The sequence below is a fragment of the Pseudoflavonifractor phocaeensis genome (assembly GCF_038439875.1).
GTDB lineage: Bacteria > Bacillota > Clostridia > Oscillospirales > Oscillospiraceae > Vermiculatibacterium.
In genome coordinates, this window is sequence record NZ_JBCDMT010000001.1 from 451,199 (window position 1) to 468,807 (window position 17,609).

Annotated in this window: 14 protein-coding genes; 8 read left to right on the plus strand and 6 right to left on the minus strand. The window is 64.4% G+C overall.

The window, feature by feature from the left end; genetic code table 11:
• The first annotated feature begins 10 nt into the window (after positions 1–10).
• The 5 genes from AAEU42_RS02210 (at position 11) to AAEU42_RS02230 (ending at position 5,364) form a co-directional block, all read left to right on the plus strand.
• The gene (locus AAEU42_RS02210; protein ID WP_342231889.1) at positions 11–226 is read left to right on the plus strand and encodes a hypothetical protein; all 216 of its coding nucleotides are present in this window, start codon (positions 11–13) and stop codon (positions 224–226) included.
• 143 nt (positions 227–369) lie between these two features.
• On the plus strand, positions 370–969 hold the full coding sequence (gene kdpC / locus AAEU42_RS02215; RefSeq protein WP_342231890.1) for a potassium-transporting ATPase subunit KdpC: 600 nt from the start codon (positions 370–372) through the stop codon (positions 967–969).
• A 1-nt stretch (position 970) separates the two neighbouring features.
• Entirely contained in the window at positions 971–1,861 is an 891-nt protein-coding gene (locus AAEU42_RS02220) for a hypothetical protein (RefSeq protein WP_342231891.1), read from the plus strand.
• A gap of 106 nt (positions 1,862–1,967) precedes the next feature.
• Positions 1,968–4,652, plus strand: a complete 2,685-nt coding sequence (locus tag AAEU42_RS02225; protein ID WP_342231892.1) for a DUF4118 domain-containing protein — start codon at positions 1,968–1,970, stop codon at positions 4,650–4,652.
• Positions 4,645–5,364: a response regulator gene (locus tag AAEU42_RS02230; RefSeq protein ID WP_342231893.1), complete on the plus strand. Its 720-nt coding sequence runs from the start codon at positions 4,645–4,647 to the stop codon at positions 5,362–5,364. Before AAEU42_RS02225 ends, AAEU42_RS02230 begins: the two co-directional genes overlap by 8 nt.
• A gap of 38 nt (positions 5,365–5,402) precedes the next feature.
• Here AAEU42_RS02230 and AAEU42_RS02235 read toward each other — a convergent pair whose 3' ends face one another.
• Genes AAEU42_RS02235 through AAEU42_RS02245 form a run of 3 tightly spaced genes read right to left on the minus strand, consistent with a single transcriptional unit; the run spans position 5,403 to position 7,951 of the window.
• Positions 5,403–6,251, minus strand: coding sequence for a metal ABC transporter permease (locus AAEU42_RS02235; protein WP_342231894.1), 849 nt, complete (start codon positions 6,249–6,251; stop codon positions 5,403–5,405).
• Positions 6,252–7,019 (minus strand): metal ABC transporter ATP-binding protein, encoded by a 768-nt coding sequence (locus AAEU42_RS02240; protein WP_342231895.1) that lies wholly within the window; start codon positions 7,017–7,019, stop codon positions 6,252–6,254.
• Positions 7,016–7,951, minus strand: a complete 936-nt coding sequence (locus AAEU42_RS02245) for a metal ABC transporter substrate-binding protein (RefSeq protein ID WP_342231896.1) — start codon at positions 7,949–7,951, stop codon at positions 7,016–7,018. The genes AAEU42_RS02240 and AAEU42_RS02245 overlap by 4 nt, the downstream gene beginning before the upstream one ends.
• A 407-nt stretch (positions 7,952–8,358) precedes the next feature.
• Here AAEU42_RS02245 and abc-f point away from each other — a divergent pair, with 407 nt between their 5' ends.
• The gene (gene abc-f, locus AAEU42_RS02250; RefSeq protein WP_342231897.1) at positions 8,359–9,843 is read left to right on the plus strand and encodes a ribosomal protection-like ABC-F family protein; all 1,485 of its coding nucleotides are present in this window, start codon (positions 8,359–8,361) and stop codon (positions 9,841–9,843) included.
• An 89-nt stretch (positions 9,844–9,932) separates the two neighbouring features.
• On the opposite strand, the gene AAEU42_RS02255 is transcribed toward abc-f, so the two are convergent.
• Positions 9,933–11,318 carry an alanine/glycine:cation symporter family protein gene (locus AAEU42_RS02255; protein ID WP_342231898.1) on the minus strand — a complete coding sequence of 462 codons (1,386 nt, stop codon included), beginning with the start codon at positions 11,316–11,318 and terminating at the stop codon, positions 9,933–9,935.
• Positions 11,319–11,362: 44 nt separating this feature from the next.
• Positions 11,363–12,577 (minus strand): diaminopropionate ammonia-lyase, encoded by a 1,215-nt coding sequence (gene dpaL, locus AAEU42_RS02260; protein WP_342231899.1) that lies wholly within the window; start codon positions 12,575–12,577, stop codon positions 11,363–11,365.
• 220 nt (positions 12,578–12,797) lie between these two features.
• On the opposite strand from dpaL, the gene AAEU42_RS02265 reads away from it, so the two are divergent.
• Complete coding sequence (locus tag AAEU42_RS02265) at positions 12,798–13,487, plus strand: GntR family transcriptional regulator (RefSeq protein ID WP_342231900.1); 690 nt, start codon at positions 12,798–12,800, stop codon at positions 13,485–13,487.
• Positions 13,488–13,564: 77 nt separating this feature from the next.
• Here the strand turns inward: AAEU42_RS02265 and AAEU42_RS02270 are convergent, their stop codons facing one another.
• On the minus strand, positions 13,565–15,703 hold the full coding sequence (locus tag AAEU42_RS02270) for a sodium-translocating pyrophosphatase (RefSeq protein WP_425288190.1): 2,139 nt from the start codon (positions 15,701–15,703) through the stop codon (positions 13,565–13,567).
• A gap of 413 nt (positions 15,704–16,116) precedes the next feature.
• Between AAEU42_RS02270 and AAEU42_RS02275 the strand changes: the two genes are divergently transcribed.
• The gene (locus AAEU42_RS02275; RefSeq protein WP_342231902.1) at positions 16,117–17,511 is read left to right on the plus strand and encodes a tryptophanase; all 1,395 of its coding nucleotides are present in this window, start codon (positions 16,117–16,119) and stop codon (positions 17,509–17,511) included.
• Positions 17,512–17,609: the final 98 nt, after the last annotated feature.

Here is a 17,609-nt window from a genome sequence, read left to right on the forward strand (position 1 = left end):
AGGTATTTCCATGACATGCGCGCAAGCGCCCGCCCTCGTCTGGCGGACGGAACGGACCCGCCCCCGGCTCCGCGCCGGGGACCTGCTGGCCGCCGGGCTGGCCGGTCATCCGGTGCTGACCCTGGCCGCCGCTCTCCTCCTGACGGGGGCGGGCATGCTGGCGGCGGTCTGCCTGCTCACCCTGAGCTGTGTCCTTCCCCTGGGCCTCCTGCTGGGCTGGTACTGAAAGGAGGACACGATGAAAAAGAAGATCCCGATTACAAAAAGCGATATTTTGACCCTTCTGCTCCTGGGCGCGGTGACGCTGGGGCTCGTGGCCCTGCGGTGCGCCAGGTTCCTTCCCTGATATAGCTGTGAGGAGATGCGACGATGAAAAAAGCAATACTGCAGGCCGGCGGGACGCTGCTGGTCATGATGTTCCTGTGCGGGTTTTTGTATACCGTCCTGGTCACCGGTGTGGGGCAGGCCTTGTTCCCCCGGCAGGCCAACGGAAGCGTCATCGAGGTGGACGGCAAGACCTACGGCTCCGAGCTGCTGGCCCAGCAGTTTACCGACCCCGCCCACCTGTGGGGCCGCCCCATGAATCTGGACGTGAGCTCCTTCACCGATGAGGACGGCCAGCCGGTAATGTACGCCTGGGCCTCCAACAAGACCCCCGCGGGAAAGGAGCTGGACGCCCTCATCCAGGAGCGGGTCTCCGCCCTTCAGGAGGCCGATCCGGTCATGGCCGGCGTGCCCGTCCCGGTGGATCTGGTGACGGTGTCGGGCAGCGGGCTGGACCCGGAGATCTCCCCCGAGGCGGCGGAGTATCAGGTCCACCGCGTCGCCCAGGCCCGGTCGATCCCGGAGGAGGAGGTGCGTTCGGCCATTGAGGCCTGCACCACCGGCCGCCTGCTGGGCATTTTCGGAGAGCCCCGGGTCAACGTGCTGAAGGTGAACCTGATGCTGGACGGCATCCTGGAGGCGTGAAATGCTCTATCCCTTCCGGCTGATCTCTGAGGAGGCCCTGCCCGTGGGACGGGACCAGAGCGGCGCCCCGCCCCTGGCCCGGCTTCTGAGGCTGCTGCGGGATCTGAGCGGGCTGTTCGACACGGCCCCCGCCGTGCTGGCCCTGCCAGGGAGCGCCGTCCTCACCTTCCTCTACCGGGATGTGGCCTATCCCTGGCGGGACGTCATGGCGGCGGCGGGCCCCGCCGCCGCCGGGCTGGCGGACAGCCTGCCCCTTCGGTTTTTCGGAACCACCCAGGCCCGGGAGACCGCCGAGCTGACTGCCCGGCGGGAGGGGGAGGCCGTCCTGGTCCGGCTCCGCTCGGTGTCGGGCCGCCCCATTCAGAGACTTGAGGGGCTGGGCCTTCAGGCGCGTCTCCCGGATGCCGAAACGGCCGCCCAGATTGCGGAGATTGCCGCCTCCGGGCCCTTTTTGGCCCCCTGCGGCGTGGTGAAGCGGCACTGTGAGGCACTTTTGGCCGCCTGCGGCCTGCTGGCCCCCACCGGGGGGAGCTTGTTTTCCTACCTGGCCTGGGAAACCGTGGAAGCTCCTGCCTGCCTTTCCGCCCTCACCGCCGGCCATAAGGCCGCCCTGTGGAGGACTTTCTTGGAGGACGGCCAGCAGCCCATGGAATTCGACTGGCTCTGGGAGAGCTACTACTCGGGGGAGGCGGTATTTCTTCTGGAGTGGGAGCTGGCCCTGCGCATGGTGCTGGAGGATCTGGGGTTCCAGGTGGAGCGTGGGGATGCCTGCTTCCGTGTAACGGACCCGCTGGGCCGGGAGTGCCGTTTTGATTTTGCCCGGGGCGGCCCGGCGGAAAAGCTGTTTTTGAAGCTCCTGTTTCCCCTGAACACCAAAGAAAGCGCCGGCTGACCACCGGCGCCTTTATACGATCTTAATGCCATAGAAAAAAAGCCAATGTCAAGCTGACGGCCCGTGTGGTATACTAGACCCAAACGAGCGGGGGAGGCGGTACGGCGTGGAGGATCAAAGGCCAGATTCCGAGGCGCTGCTGCGGAGTATCCGGCGCGCGGAGGCGAAGCCCGCGGGAAAGCTGAAGATCTTCTTTGGCTACGCCGCCGGGGTGGGCAAGACCTACGCCATGCTGGAGGCGGCTCATCAGGCCCAAAAGGCGGGGGCGGACGTGGTGGCGGGGTACATCGAGCCCCATACCCGCCCCGAGACCATGGCCCTTCTGGAGGGGCTTGAGCAGCTGCCCCGGAAGGTCGTCCCCTATAAGGGAATCGAGCTCAAGGAGTTTGACCTGGATGCCGCCCTCCTCCGCCGCCCCCAGCTCCTCCTGGTGGATGAGCTGGCCCACACCAACGCCCCGGGTTGCCGCCATGTGAAGCGGTTCCAGGATGTGCAGGAGCTGCTGCGGGCGGGCATCAACGTCTATACCACCGTCAACGTCCAACATTTGGAGAGCTTGAACGACGTGGTTGCCTCCATCACCGGCGTCACGGTGGCCGAGCGCATCCCGGACCAGGTCTTTGATTCCGCCGACCAGGTGGAGGTGGTGGACCTGGAGCCCGCCGATCTGCTGGAGCGGCTGCGGGACGGAAAGGTTTACCAGGGGGCCCAGGCGTCCCGGGCCATGGGGCATTTCTTCACGGAAAAGAACCTGGCCGCCCTGCGGGAGATCGCCCTGCGCCGGACGGCGGACCGTTTGGAGCGGGTCCCCGGGCCGGACAGCGCCCCCCGGCCCAAGGCGGGGGAGCACATCCTTATCTGCCTGTCCGGGGCCCCCAGCAACGCCAAGGTTATCCGGACCGCCGCCCGGATGGCGGAGGCCTTCCACGGGGCCTTTACCGCACTCTTTGTGGAGCCTCCCGACTTCCCGGACCAGAGCGAGGAGGAGCGGGCCAAGCTCCGGGCCAACCTGCGGCTGGCGGAGGAGCTGGGGGCCCGGATCACCACCGTGTACGGGGACGACCCCGCCTTCCAGATCGCCGAGTACGCCCGGGTGGGCGGCGTCTCCAAGATCGTCCTGGGCCGAAGCCCGCAGAAAAAGGGCCTTCTGGCGGGAGGCAAGAACCTGGTGGACCGACTGGGGGAGCTGGCCCCCGACCTGGATATCTATATCATCCCCGACCAGGCCGCCGGGCGGAGGCGTCCGCCCCGAAGCCATTTGCCCCGGGAGCGTTTTTCGTGGGCCGACCTGCTCAAGACCTTGGCCATTCTGGCCCTCTGCACAGCGGTGGGCTACGGGTTCATGGGGCTGGGCTTTACCACCGCCAACGTCATCATGGTCTATATCCTGGGGGTGCTAGGCATCTCCATGGTCACCGGGGGCCGGGCGTACAGCCTGCTGGCCTCCCTGCTGTCGGTGCTCATCTTCAATTTCTTCTTTACTCACCCCTACTTCACCCTCATGAGCGACCCCAGCTACGTGGCCACCTTCGGCGTCATGTTCATCGTGGCCCTGCTGAGCAGCTCCCTCACCACCCGGATCAAGCGCCAGGCCGCCCAGAGTGCCCACAAGGCCTACCGCACCGAAGTCCTGCTGGAGACCAGCCAAAAACTCCAAAAGGCGGAAGGAGCCCGGGCCATCCTCACCGTCACAGCCACCCAGCTTGGCAAGCTGATGGAGCGGGATCTACTGCTCTACCCGGTGGAGGAGGGGGAAGCTCTGGGGGAGCCCCTGGTCTTTCCCATCTCCGGGGAGAGCGATATGGCGGACTGCCTGGCCCCGGAGGAGCGGGCGGTGGCGGAGTGGGTTCTGAAAAACAACAAGCATGCGGGGGCCACCACCAACACCCTCCCCAGCGCCCAGTGCCTCTATCTGGCTGTCCGGGGGGCGGACCAGGTTTTGGCGGTGGCGGGCGTCTCCATCCAACCGGACCGGAAGCCCGACGCCTTCGAGAAAAACCTGATGGTGGCCATCCTGGACGAGTGCGGCCTGGCCCTGGAGAAGGAGAGCATGGTCCGGGCCAAGCAGGCGGTGGAGGAGCAGGCCCGGCAGGAGGCCCTGCGGGCCAACCTGCTGCGGGCCATCTCCCATGACCTGCGCACCCCCCTCACCAGCATTTCCGGCAACGCGGGCATTTTGATGGAGAGCGGGGACAGCCTGAAGGAGGACACCAAGCGGCGGCTCTACACCTCCATCTATGACGACTCCATGTGGCTCATCAATTTGGTGGAGAACCTTCTCTCCATCACCCGGATGGAAAACGGCGCCATGAAGCTGAACATTCAGCCCGAGCTGCTGGAGGAGGTGTTCGGGGAGGCACTGGCCCATCTGGACCGGGCTGCCGCCCGCCACACCATCGCCGCCCAGCTGGACGACGACCTGCTGATGGCGGACATGGACGCCCGTCTGGTGGTCCAGGTGGTCATCAACATCGTCGACAACGCCGTTCAGTATACCCCGGAGGGCTCCCGGATCACCCTTTCGGCCCACCGGATGGGAGAGCTGGTGCAGGTGGAGATCGCCGACGACGGCCCCGGCATCACCGACGGGGCCAAAGACAAGCTCTTCGACATGTTCTACACGGTGGACAACGTCCGGGGGGACGGCCGCCGGAGCCTTGGACTGGGGCTGGCCCTGTGCAAGTCCATCGTTACGGCCCACGGCGGCTCCATCTGGGTGGAGGACCAGCCGCCCCACGGGGCGAAATTCTGCTTTACGCTGCGGGCATCTGAGGTGAATGCGTATGAATAAGCCGCAAATATTGGTGGTGGAGGACGACACGGCGGTGGGCAATCTGATTGCCACCACTCTGGAGACCCAGAATTACCAGTACCACCGGGCCAAGACCGGGGCGGGGGCCGTGCTGGACGCTCTGTCCTACCGGCCCGACGTGATGCTGCTAGACCTGGGCCTGCCCGATATGGACGGGGTGGACATTATCAAAAAGGTCCGCTCCTGGAGCAACCTGCCCATTATCGTGGTCTCGGCCCGCAGCGAGGATGGGGACAAGGTGGCGGCCCTGGACGCCGGGGCGGACGACTACCTCACCAAGCCCTTCTCCGTGGACGAGCTGCTGGCCCGGCTCCGGGTGGCCCTCCGCCGGGTGCGGTTCGATTCGGAAAAGACCAGCCAGGCGTCCAGCGTCTACGAAAACGGCGGACTGCGGATCGACTACGCCGGGGGCTGCGCCTACCGGGACGGGGAGGAGATCCACCTGACCCCCATCGAGTATAAGCTGCTGTGCCTTCTGGCAAAAAACACCGGCAAGGTGCTGACCCACAACTATATCCTGAACGAGGTTTGGGGCAGTCCCAGCGCCTCCGACACTCCGTCCCTGCGGGTTTTCATGGCCACTCTCCGCAAGAAGCTGGAGGCCGACCCCAGCCACCCCCAGTATATCCAGACCCATATCGGGGTGGGCTACCGGATGCTCCGCCAGAGCCAGGAGCATTTGGAGGAATAAAAAGAGCGGACAGCTTATGCTGTCCGCTCTTTTTATGGTTAGAGCCGTTTTTTCTGGAACAGGAGGGAGAGGACGAAGAACCCCGCCAGATAGAGGGTGATGGACGCCCCGGCGGAGGAGCCGATGTAGTAGGAGGTCATCAGCCCGGCGATGCCGCACACCACCGCCCCTAGGACGGAGAAAAGGTGGTACTGCCGGGTGTTCCGGGCCAGGTTCCGGGCGGCGGCGGCGGGGAGGACCAGCAGGGAGTTGATGACCAGCAGGCCCACCCAGGTCATGGACACCGTCACCACCACGGCGATGGCGGCGTTCAAAATGGCCTCCTGCCAAAAGACCCGGATACCCCGGCTGTCCGCCAGGGCGGGGTGAAGGGCGGAGAGCAGGAGGGTGTTGTAGGCGCACACCCACAGCACCGCGATCACGGCCAGGATGCCCGCCAGCAGGGCGATCTTGACGGGCTCCACGCTCAAAATGTCGCCGATGAGCAGGGCGTTGAACTTGGTGAAGGACCCGCCCCCCAGGGTGGCGATGAAGATGCCCAGGGCCACCGCCGTGGAGGAAAAGACCCCGATCACCGTGTCGCTGGCCATGCTGGAGCGGCGGCGGACGTAGGTGAAGAGGAGGGAGAACACCAGGGCAAAAATGACGGCCGCCCACATAGGCTCGGCCAGGCCGCAGAGGGTGCCGATGGCGATGCCCGTGAAAGCGGAGTGCCCCAGAGCGTCGGAGAAGAAGGACATGCGGCTCTGCACCACCATGGTGGACAGCAGGCCGAAGAGGGGGGAGATGACCAGCACCGCCAGCAGGGCGTTCTTCATAAAGAACATGCCGCCGGGCTGGGCCCACTCGAAGGGGAGCAGGCCCACCAGGGAATACCACCACTCCATTTACCGTCCCCCCTTTCCCATCCGCAGATGGAACACGTCCTGGAACTCGGGGCTGGAGAGGACCTCGGCGGGAGGGCCCACCTTCAAAACGGTGTTTTTCAGAAGGATGACCTTGTCGGCGAACTGCTCCAGAGTGGCGAAATCGTGGGTGGAGAGGAGGATGGAGAGGTCGTAGGTCTGCCGGATCTCGTCCAGCATGTCCAAAAGCTGCTTCTCCCCGTCGATGTCCACCCCGGACAGGGGCTCGTCCAGGATGAGGATGTGGGGCAGGGGCTCCAGGGCCAGAGCCATCAGCACCCGCTGGACCTCGCCCCCCGAGAGGGCCCCCACCCGCTTGTCCATCAGCCCCTCGGCGTGGGTCCGGGCCAGGCAATCCCGCACCCGGGCCCGGAGCTTGGCGGGGATGGGCAGGAACACCGGCCAGTCGGCCACGGCGGCGGCGAAGAAGTCCAGCACGCTCACCGGGTCCCCCCGATCGAAGGCGGGGGACTGGGGCACGTAGCCGATGATGGGACGGGACTTTTTCCCGTCGGAGCGCTGAAAATTGATGGCGCCGGTATGGGGAAACTGGCCCAGGATGGCCTTGAAGAGGGAGGACTTGCCCGCCCCGTTGGGGCCGATGAGGGCCACGATCTCCCCGCAGTGGAGGTGGAAGGACACGTCGTGGAGAAGCTGGGTGTCCCCCAGGGACACCCCCATGCCGTCCACCCGCAGGCAGCACAGCCCGGCGCAGCCGGAGGCGCAGTTTTCATGCTTGCGTACGCTCAATCCATCCTCACCTGCCCCTCGCCCAGCGCGTTGACGATGGTTTTCACATTATCACGGATGGCGTCGGTATAGGCGGCCAGGGAGCTGTCTGTCCCGCTCATGACCATGGAGAGCTGGCACGCCTCCACCCCGGTCTCCCGGGCGATGGCCTGGGCGGTGGCCTCAGAGCCGTTGACCTCGGTGAAGATGGCGGGGAGGCTGTACTCCCCGATGAGGGAGACGATCTCCTTAATCTCCTGGGCGCTGGCCTCGCTGCCCTCCTCCTCTTCGATGGCCTTGAGGATGGTGAAGCCGAAGGCGTCGGCGAAATACTGGAAGCCGTCGTGGAAGGTGATGAGCTCCCGGTGGGGAAGCTGGGGGGTGATGCCCTCCCGTAGGGTGGACTTTAGGCCGCGCAGCAGGAGCGCCTGGTCAGAGGCGTTGCCCTGATAGGTCTGGGCCTGGGCCCCGTTGAGCGCGGAGAGGCCTTTGCCGATGCTCTCCACCATCTGGGCGGCCCGGTCCGGGTCCATCCAGATGTGGGGGTCGTACTCCTCCTCGTGGTCGTGGCCGTCGTGTCCCGCGTGCTCCAGGGTGGGCAGAAGGGCGACCCCCTCGGAGGCGTCGATGACGGTGGCCTTGGACTGGGCCAGGGCATCGGACATGAAGTCCTCCAGCCCCACCCCGTTCATCACGATCACGTCGGCCCCCTCGATGGCCTTCATGTCGGTGGTGGTGAGGGTATAGTCATGGAGGCAGGAGGTCTGGGAGTTGACCAGCAGGGAGACCTCCACCCCCTCCGCCCCCTGGGTGACGGCGGTGGTGAAGAGGTACACCGGGTAGGTGGTGGCCAAAATGTGGAGGGTATCGTCCTGCTCCCTCTGGGGGGCGGAACAGGAGGTGAGCAGAAGGAACAGGGCCGCCAGCAGGGCGGACAGGGAACGTTTTTTCATGGGATACCTCGCTTTTTCCGAATTGCAAAGCACATTATACCCGATTCCACCTGGTTTGTAAAATGAAGGAACGCTCATATGTCCCCCTGGAGCCTTTTCCCCAGCGGGGGAGTCCGCCGGTTGACGACTCCCCCGGCGTCTGCTATAATGGGGCCAATCGAATGGGAAGGGAGCTGGAAGGCTTGCGCAATATTTCTCGCTGAACGACGGAAGGAAAAGAGGGGACGCCGTCCCCATCTCTTTTCATGCCGTCCCGCGGGAAATCACGCGCTCCTTCCAGCTGCGCCCTTTCAGGGCGGGGCTGTGAGAAGGCATGCTTTCTCGCGGCCCCTTTTGTTTTGGATCCTCCGTGGCACGGGCGGACATGCCCCTGTCATGGGGACTTGCGCCTGAAAGGAGAACCGCCTATGTCTATGATCGAGATCAACCATCTGACCTTTGCCTATGAGGGCAATTACGACAACGTGTTTGAGGACCTGACCCTCCGCCTGGACACCTCCTGGCGGCTGGGGCTGGTGGGCCGCAACGGCCGGGGAAAGACCACCCTGCTGCGCCTCCTCGCCGGGGAGCTCTCCGGAGGGCGGGCCGTCCGCACCGGAGTGTCCGCCCGCTATTTTCCCGCCCCGGTCCGCCGCCCGGACCGGATGACCCTGGAGGTGCTGGGGGAGCTGTGCCCCGCGGCGGAGGACTGGGAGATCATCCGAGAGCTCTCCCTTCTGGACGTGGAGATCGAGGCCCTCTACCGCCCCTTCTCCAGCCTGTCCGGCGGGGAGCAGACCCGGGCCCTCCTCTCCGTCCTCTTTCTGGACGAGGGGGCATTTCCCCTCATCGACGAGCCCACCAACCACCTGGACGAGGCGGGCCGCCAAACAGTGGCGGCCTACCTCAAGCGCCAGCGGGGCTTCCTCCTGGTTTCCCACGACCGGGCCTTCCTGGACGGATGCGTGGACCACATCCTGGCCCTGGAAAAGACCGGCGTCCGGGTCCAGGCGGGCAATTATTCCGCCTGGTGGGCCGACACACAGCGCCGCACGGCCTGGGAGGCCCAGCGGGACGCCCAGCTCAAACGGGAGATCGGCCAGCTCAGGGACGCCGCCCGCCGGACGGGGGACTGGTCGGAGAAGGTGGAAAAGACCAAGAACGCCGGGGCCACAGACTCCGGGCTGAAGGCGGACAAGGGCCGCGTGGGCCATATGGCGGCCAAAATGATGCGCCGCTCCAAGGCCATCGAAGCCCGCCGCCTCTCCGCCGCCGAGGAGAAGGAGAACCTTCTCCGGAACGTGGAGGAGGCCGAGCCCCTGAAGCTCCGCCCCCTGACTTTCCAGGGCCCCCGCCTTCTGGAGCTGCGGGAGGCCGCCCCCGTCTACGGCGGCAGACCGGTGTGCCCGCCCGTCTCTTTCACCCTGGCCCCCGGCGAGCGGGTGGCCCTCACCGGTCCAAACGGCTGTGGAAAGACCAGCCTTTTAAAGCTCCTGCTGGGCGAGGAGCTGGACCACACGGGGGAGGTGCTGCGTCCCGCCCGCCTCACCGTCTCCTATCTGCCCCAGGACACCTCCTTCCTCCGGGGGAGCCTGGAAGAAGCCATGGAGATGTGGGAGGTGGACCCGGTCCTCTGCCGGGCCATCCTCCGCAAGCTGGGGCTGGAGCGCCGCCAGTTTGAAAAGGACCTGTCGGGATACAGCGCGGGGCAGAAAAAGAAGGTCCTTTTGGCCCGGAGCCTCTGCCAAAGTGCCCACCTCTACGTTTGGGACGAACCCCTCAATTATATCGATCTCTGGTCCCGCCAGCAGGTGGAGGAGCTGATCCTGGAATATCGGCCCACCCTGATCTTCGTGGAACACGACCGGGCCTTTCGGGAGAAAGTGGCCACCCGGACGGTGGAACTGGGCTGAGCCCGGCGGCATGTTGCCGCCGGGGACTGGAAAGGTCCCCATCAAAAAGCGCCGTGCCCCGAAAAGGGGCACGGCGCTTTTGCGCAGTTTTATTTCTCCGCTGTTTCCGCCCTGTCGGGCAGACGGCCCTTTCCGGTATACTCCCGGAAGAGCTTGACGAACTTGCCGCTGAGGAGCAGGAGGGCGATCATATTGGGAATGACGATGAAGCCCACCGCCATATCCGCCAGGGACCAGATGGCCTCGATAGGCATGGTCACGGCCAGGATAGGGGGCACGAAGAAGAACCACTGGAGATACTTCACACTCTTCTCCCCGAAGAGGTATTCCACGCTGGTGCGGTACTCCACAAAGAAGCCCAGATAGCTGGAGTAGGTGAACAGGATGACGGCGATGCAGAGGATCCAGGTGCCCCACTCGCCCCACACGCTGCGGAAGGCGGCGAAGGTGAGGATAACGCCCGTCTCGCCGCTGCTCCACACGCCGCTGGTGATGATGGCCAGGGCGGTGAGGGTGCAGATCAGGACGGTGTCGATGAACACCTCCACGATGCCGTACATGCCCTGGTGGACGGGGTGGTCGGTCTGAGCGGTGGCGTGGACGGTGGCGGCGGTGCCCTCGCCGGCCTCATTGGAGAAGATGCCCCGGGAGGCGCCGCGGGCCACGGCCAGGGAGATGGTGGAGCCCAGGAAGCCGCCCACGGCGGGGGCGGGGGCAAAGGCATAGCGGAAGATCATGCCGAAGGCCTCGGGAATGCTGCGGAAGTTGGCCACGATGACCACCAGGGTGCCCACGATGTAGAGGACGCACATGGGGGGCACCACCTTGCCGCAGAAGGCGCCGATCTTCTTCACGCCGCCCCGGAGGATGATGAACAGGCTCAGGGCCACCAGCACCACGCCGCTGACCAGCAGGGGAATATGGAACACGTCCTGTGCGGAGGTGGCCAGGGTGTTGGTCTGCACGAAGCAGGCGTCGGTGACCACCAGGATGAACAGGGCCACGGCGTAGAAGCCTCCCAGGAATTTGCCCAGGCCGCCACCCAGGCCCTCCTTGATGTAGTGCATGGGTCCGCCGTAGAACTCGCCGTTCTCACCCTTCTTGCGGTAAGCCACGGAGAGGGTGACCTCGGCCATCTTGGTCATCATGCCCACCAGGGCGATGATCCACATCCAGAACACGGCGCCGGGGCCGCCCACGGCGATGGCGGCGGCCACGCCCGCGATGTTGCCGCTGCCCACGGTGCCGGCCAGCACGGTGGAGAGGGCCTGGAAGGGGCGGAGCATCCCCTCACCGGCGTCCGCCGGCTTGTCCTTGCGGAACAGCTCCCCAAAGGTCTTTTTCCAGATGGTCTTGATTCCGGTGAACTGGAAGAATCCGGTGCGGATGGTGAGGTAGAGGCCCACGCCGATCATCAGAATCATCAACGGGGTCCCCCAAAGGAACTCGGTCACGTTTACCAGCCAGTCAAACATCTTTTTTCCTCCTTACACATTCTCTTTTCTCTTCTCTCAATGGGTCAAAAGCTGGGGTAGGCGCCGTCCCACACGATCCGGCGGTACCCGGCGCGGTCGGTGTCTCCCTCGGTGGAGATGCACAGGACTCTGGAATTTCCGTCCAGCTGAAGCTCCTCCCGCAGCCAGTCCAGGCTCCTGTTCTGCATGACCTCGGCCACCAGGCCCAGCGTGGCGGCGCCGCTCTCCCCGGAGACTACCCGGGGATCTCCCGCCAGGGGGTTGCCCAGCACCCGCATGCCCTTGGCGGCGGTGTAGTCGGGGCAGGAGACGAAATGGTCGGCGTGGTCGGCCAGGACCTTCCAGCCGATGGTGCAGGGCTCTCCGCAGGCCAGGCCGGCCATAATGGTATCCATGCCGTCGGAGACAAAGCGGAGCCGGCCGTCGTTGGCCCGGGCGGTGCGGTAGAGGCAGTCGGCCTTGTTGGGCTCCACGATGGTGATGATGGGCCGGTCCTTCTCCCCGTAATAGTCACTGAGGAAGCCGGTGACGCCGCCGGACATGGCGCCCACGCCCGCCTGCAGGAACACGTGGGTGGGCCGCTCTACCTGATGCTCCCGCAGCTGTTCCACCGCCTCCAGGGCCATGGTGGTGTAGCCCTGCATGATCCAGGCGGGGATGTCCTCATAGCCCTCCCAGGCGGTGTCCTGGACCATGACCCAGCCGTACTGTTCCGCGCCTTGATTGGCCAGGCGCACCGCGTCGTCGTAGTTCAAATCGGTGATGGAGGCCTCGGCGCCCAGGGCCCGGATGTTCTCCAGCCGCTCCAGGGCGGAGCCCTTGGGCATGTAGACCACCGCTTTCTGCCGCAGCCGGTTGGCCGTCCAGGCCACGCCCCGGCCGTGGTTGCCGTCGGTGGCGGTGACAAAGGTGATCTCCCCCAGCTTTTCCCGCACGGCGTCGCTCACCATTTTCTCATAGGGCAGGTCCTTCAGCGCTACCCCCAGCCGCCCGGCGATGTAGCTGCCGATGGCAAAGCTCCCGCCCAGCACCTTGAAGGCGTTCAGGCCGAAACGGTAGCTCTCGTCCTTGACGTATACGCCCCCCAGGCCCAGCGCCCCGGCCAGGCCGGACAGGTCCGCCAGGGGAGTGACGCCGTACTCCGGGAAGCTGGCGTGAAAGGCGCGCGCCTGCTTCGCCGCCTCAAGACCGAAGGCGGAAACGTCGCTGAGCCCCTGGGTCCGCCTGGGGCGGTGGACCGCTTTGAAACACTCGTCCATCAAATCCCTCCTCAAACTGATATGCAATATATCGCATATCGCAATCACAATATAGCATGGTTTTTGGATGCCGTCAACAAAAACAAAAAGGCTTTGCACAACTAAAATTTTTTGTGCATTTTTGTGTCGGCCTTTTTCCCCCTTCGATGGTTGCACGATGGCGCTTGGGTGTGCTATGATTGAAAAAACAATATTTCCAGAGATTAAGGAGCAGACCAATATGCCGATACCACAAGAGAGTGCCCCCATTGAGCGCCTCAACGCCAAGGAGCGGGTGCTCCAGACCTTGTCCGCCTGGATGGTGGACGGGACCCTGGAGCCGGGGGAGCGGATCTATGACGAGGAGCTCTCCAAATATTTTCATGTGAGCCGCACCCCGGTGCGGGAGGCCCTGCAGGTCCTCTCGGAAAAAAAGCTGGTGGAGATCCTCCCCGGCCGGGGCACCCGGGTGGCCCCCATCAACCTGGAGGAGATGCGGCAGATCTATCCTCTGCTGTCCAACCTTCACGGTTTTGCGGTGGAGCTGGCCTTCGACCGGGTGACCCCGGAGGTCATCCGAAGGCTGGAGGAGCGCAACGAGGCCCTGGGGCGGGCCATCGCCGAGGGGAGCCTTGCCCAGGTCCAGGAGGCCGACCGTCTCTTCCACCAGGAGCTGATCTCACTGGCGGAGAACCACTATCTGGCGGCCTATATCGACGACCTGGGCCTTCATGTGGACCGGACCGAGACCCAGTTCTTTAAACGGGAGGACTTCCGGGGCCAGTCGGTGGAGGGCCACCGGTGCATCATCGCCGCCCTGGCCGCCGGAGACCGGGCGGGGGCCGTCCGGGCCACGGAGGAGAACTGGATGCTCAACTTCCGCCTGGTGATCGAGGGTCTGCTCCGCCGGGAGCGGGAAGAACAAATCTAGCATCGTTATACGGCAGCGCGTAAAAAAGCGCCGTGTCCAATTTGGACACGGCGCTTTTTCTTGTTTTAAAATGTCTCTCAGCCCATGAAGGAGGTCAGGTTGAAATTGATGACCAGGGTGGAGAAGACGATGGAGACGGTGGAGCACAGCTTGATGAGGATGTTCAAGGAGGGGCCGGAGGTGTCCTTGAAGGGATCGCCCACGGTGTCGCCGATGACGGCGGCCTTGTGGCAGTCGGAGCCCTTGCCGCCGTGCTTGCCGCTTTCGATATACTTCTTGGCGTTGTCCCAGGCGCCGCCGGCGTTGGACATGAACACGGCCACGGCGAAGCCGGTGACGGTGACGCCGCCCAGCAGGCCCACCACAGCCTCAGGCCCGAGGATCAAGCCGGTGATGACGGGGACGATGATGGCCAGCAGGGAGGGGGCGATCATCTCGTGGAGGGCGCCCCGGGTGCACAGGTCCACGCAGGAGGCGTAGTCGGGGTCGGTGGTGCCCTCCATGATGCCGGCGATCTCCCGGAACTGGCGGCGGACCTCCACCACGATGGACTGGGCGGCCCGCTGCACGCCGGACATGGTCAGAGAGGCAAAGACGAAGGTGAGCATGGCGCCCACGAAGATGCCCACCAGGACGGCGGGGTTGGTGAGCTTCAGGTCGATGGCGGCGCCGGCCATGCCGGCGGTCTTGGCGTTCACCACGTCCACGTAGCTGACCAGCAGGGCCAGGGCGGTGAGGGCGGCGGAGCCGATGGCGAAGCCCTTGCCGGTGGCGGCGGTGGTGTTGCCCAGGGAGTCCAGGGCGTCGGTGCGGGTGCGGACCTCCTCGCCCAGGCCGCTCATCTCAGCGATGCCGCCGGCGTTGTCGGCCACGGGGCCGTAAGCGTCGGTGGCCAGGGTGATGCCCAGGGTGGAGAGCATGCCCACGGCGGCGATGCCGATGCCGTAGAGGCCCTTGGAGAAGCTGGCCTCATAGGCGGCGCTGGCGGTGTGCAGGGAGCCGCCGGCGGCCAGGAAGGCCACGATGATGGCGATGCCGATGATGACGATGGGGGCCGCGGTGGACTGCATGCCCAGGGACAGGCCGCCGATGATGGTGGTGGCGGCGCCGGTCTCGGTGGAGTCGGCCAAGGTCTGGGTGGGCTTATAGGTGTCGGAAGTGAAATATTCGGTGAAGTAGCCAATGGCACAGCCGGCGATCAGGCCGGCCAGGATGGCCACGTAAGCGCCCCAGGAGCCCATGAGCACATAGGTGATGGGGGCGGCCACCACGGCGGCCAGGACGGCGGCGGTGTAAGTGCCCTTACGGAGGGTCTTCAGCAGGGAGCGCTGGTCGGCGTTCTCCTGGGTGCGCACCAGGAAGGTGCCCAGCAGGGAACACAGCACGCCCACCACGGCCACGGCCAGGGGGAGCAGCATGGCGTTCCAGCCCATGCCCTCGTCAAAGAAGGCGGTGGCGCCCAGAGCGAAGGTAGCCAGGATGGAGCCTACGTAGGACTCGTAGAGGTCGGCGCCCATGCCGGCCACGTCGCCCACGTTGTCGCCCACGTTGTCGGCGATGGTGGCGGGGTTGCGGGGGTCGTCCTCGGGGATGCCGGCCTCCACCTTGCCCACCAGGTCGGCGCCCACGTCGGCGGCCTTGGTGAAGATGCCGCCGCCCACACGGGCGAAGAGGGCCATGAAGGAGGCGCCCATGCCGAACATGACCATGGTCTGGGCGATCTGGGCGGCGTCATAGCCGGCGGCGTACTTGAGGATGTGGAACCACACGGTCACGTCCAGCAGGCCCAGGCCCACCACGGTGAAGCCCATGACGGAGCCGGAGGAGAAGGCCACGTTCAGGCCCCGGTTCAGGCTCTCATGGGCGGCGTTGGCCGTCCGGGCGTTGGAGGCGGTGGCGATCTTCATCCCGATGAAGCCGGCCAGGGCGGAGTAGATGCCGCCGGTGAGGAAGGCGAAGGGGATGAAGAAGTTATCCAGCATGTGGGTGGCGGACAGGATCAGCAGGATCACAAAGACCACGGCAAAGATCTTGATTACGGTGGAATACTGGCGCTTGAGGTAAGCGTTGGCGCCCTCGCGGATGGAGGACGCGATCTTCTGCATCAGCTCGGTGCCCTCGGAAAACTTCATGACTTTGTTGCGCTGAACAAAGGCGAAGACCAGGGCCACGACAGAGCCGATGAAGCCGATCCAGAACAGATTTTCAACTTGCAATTTCTTTCCAACTCCTTTTGCGTTTCGGGGCATCGCCCCGTCCAATAGACAACGACGCAATTTTATCAACTCAGTGCACATTTTGCAAGGTCTTACCCGATTTTAACCCTTTTCCCTTACGCTTTTTGACGAAATACCCAAAACACGGCGGGGGAAATGTCTGGGAATGTGCAATTTGACCGCCGGTATGGCGGGCTCTGCCGAACCCTGGCGGAGCGGAGAAAACAGGGTCCGGAAAAACAGTATTGTAAGAAATAATTACATATAGTAACGTCAATTCACACAAAAAGGAACGGCTATTTTTAGAATATTTACATATTGAAAAAATATATGACCTAATGTTATTATAAATTACACAAGGTAATAAAAAATAAACCTTGCAAAAATGAAACAAGTGAAAGGGAGTATTTACTATGCCGGAGATCAGAGATTTTCAAACCGCTGAGAATTTCCGCATCAAAGTCGTGGAACCCATCAAGAAAACCACCCGCGCCCAGCGGGAAGAGGCCCTGAAGCTGGCCCAGTACAACGCCTTCCGCCTGAAGGCTGAGGACGTGTATGTGGACTGCATCACTGACTCCGGCACCACCGCCATGAGCACCGAGCAGTGGTCGGCCATGATGCTGGGTGACGAGAGCTACGCCGGGGCCAAGAGCTTCTACAAGCTGGAGGCCTCCGCCCAGGAAGTCTTTGGGATGCCCTACGTCCAGCCCACCCACCAGGGCCGCGGCGCCGACTTCATTATGGCCCAGTACTACGCCAAGCCCGGCAAGTACGCCGTGGGCAACATGCACTTTGACACCTTCCACGGCAACGCCGAGATCCTGGGCGCTATCCCCGTGGACTGCGTCATCGACGCCGGCCTGGACGCCTCCAGCCCCGCCGAGGACTTCAAGGGGGACATCGACCTTAAGAAGGTACAGAAGATCCTGGACGACCACGGCGAGGACGCCATCTCGGTCATCATCATCACCGTGACCTGCAACAACAACGGCGGCCAGCCCGTGTCCATGGCCAACATCCGCGCCGTCAGCGAGTTCGCCAAGGCCCACAAGATCCCCCTGGTCATCGACAGCGCCCGCCTGGCGGAGAACGCCTGGTTCATCAAGCACCGGGAGCCCGGCTACGCCGACAAGGATATCCGGGAGATCACCCGGGAGATGTTCTCCTACTGCGAGACCGCCACCATGAGCTCCAAGAAGGACGGCCTTGTGAACATCGGCGGCCTGATCGTCACCCGGAACCACGACTTCTACCTCTATTCTAACGTCCAGGCCATCGTCCACGAGGGCTTCATTACTTACGGCGGCCAGTCCGGCCGTGACATGGAGGCCCTGGCCGTGGGCCTGCGGGAGGCCACCACCGACGCCTACCTGGACACCCGCATCGCCCAGGTCAAGTATCTCGGCGACCGGCTGCGGGAGAAGGGGATCCCCATCGTGGAGCCCGCCGGCGGCCACGGCATCTATGTGGACGCCCGCCGGTTCTTCCCCCAGATCCCCCAGTACGAGTTCCCGGCCCAGCGGTTGGTGGTGGCCCTCTATGAGGAGGCCGGCATCCGGGCCGTGGAGATGGGCGCCTGCGCCTTTGGCGGCAAGGACGCCGAGGGCAACCCCATCTGGCCTGAGCTGGAGCTCATGCGGATCTCGGTCTCCCGCCGGGTGTACACCAACAACCACCTGGACTGCATCGTCAACGCCATGGAGTACATCTATGCCCACCGGGACGAGTACAAGGGCATGAAGATGATCTACGAAGGCCCCATCACCGCTCTGCGCCACTTCACCGCCGGTTTCGAGCTGCTCTGATCGAAGCCGTCCCCAGGTAAGAACGGACCTGTGTGTAATGGTGTCCCTCCTGACGGAAGGGTGCCCCCTCCGTCAGGGGCGGACGTCGGGAAAGGGAG

Bases quoted from the DNA above. Each gene is read 5' to 3' on its own strand.
- kdpC (WP_342231890.1), top strand. From the start codon at position 370: ATGAAAAAAGCAATACTGCAGGCCGGCGGGACGCTGCTGGTCATGATG.
- AAEU42_RS02275 (WP_342231902.1), top strand. From the start codon at position 16,117: ATGCCGGAGATCAGAGATTTTCAAACCGCTGAGAATTTCCGCATCAAA.
- AAEU42_RS02265 (WP_342231900.1), top strand. From the start codon at position 12,798: ATGCCGATACCACAAGAGAGTGCCCCCATTGAGCGCCTCAACGCCAAG.
- AAEU42_RS02235 (WP_342231894.1), bottom strand. From the start codon at position 6,251: ATGGAGTGGTGGTATTCCCTGGTGGGCCTGCTCCCCTTCGAGTGGGCC.
- abc-f (WP_342231897.1), top strand. From the start codon at position 8,359: ATGTCTATGATCGAGATCAACCATCTGACCTTTGCCTATGAGGGCAAT.
- AAEU42_RS02245 (WP_342231896.1), bottom strand. From the start codon at position 7,951: ATGAAAAAACGTTCCCTGTCCGCCCTGCTGGCGGCCCTGTTCCTTCTG.
- AAEU42_RS02255 (WP_342231898.1), bottom strand. From the start codon at position 11,318: ATGTTTGACTGGCTGGTAAACGTGACCGAGTTCCTTTGGGGGACCCCG.
- AAEU42_RS02220 (WP_342231891.1), top strand. From the start codon at position 971: ATGCTCTATCCCTTCCGGCTGATCTCTGAGGAGGCCCTGCCCGTGGGA.
- AAEU42_RS02210 (WP_342231889.1), top strand. From the start codon at position 11: ATGACATGCGCGCAAGCGCCCGCCCTCGTCTGGCGGACGGAACGGACC.
- AAEU42_RS02230 (WP_342231893.1), top strand. From the start codon at position 4,645: ATGAATAAGCCGCAAATATTGGTGGTGGAGGACGACACGGCGGTGGGC.
- dpaL (WP_342231899.1), bottom strand. From the start codon at position 12,577: ATGGACGAGTGTTTCAAAGCGGTCCACCGCCCCAGGCGGACCCAGGGG.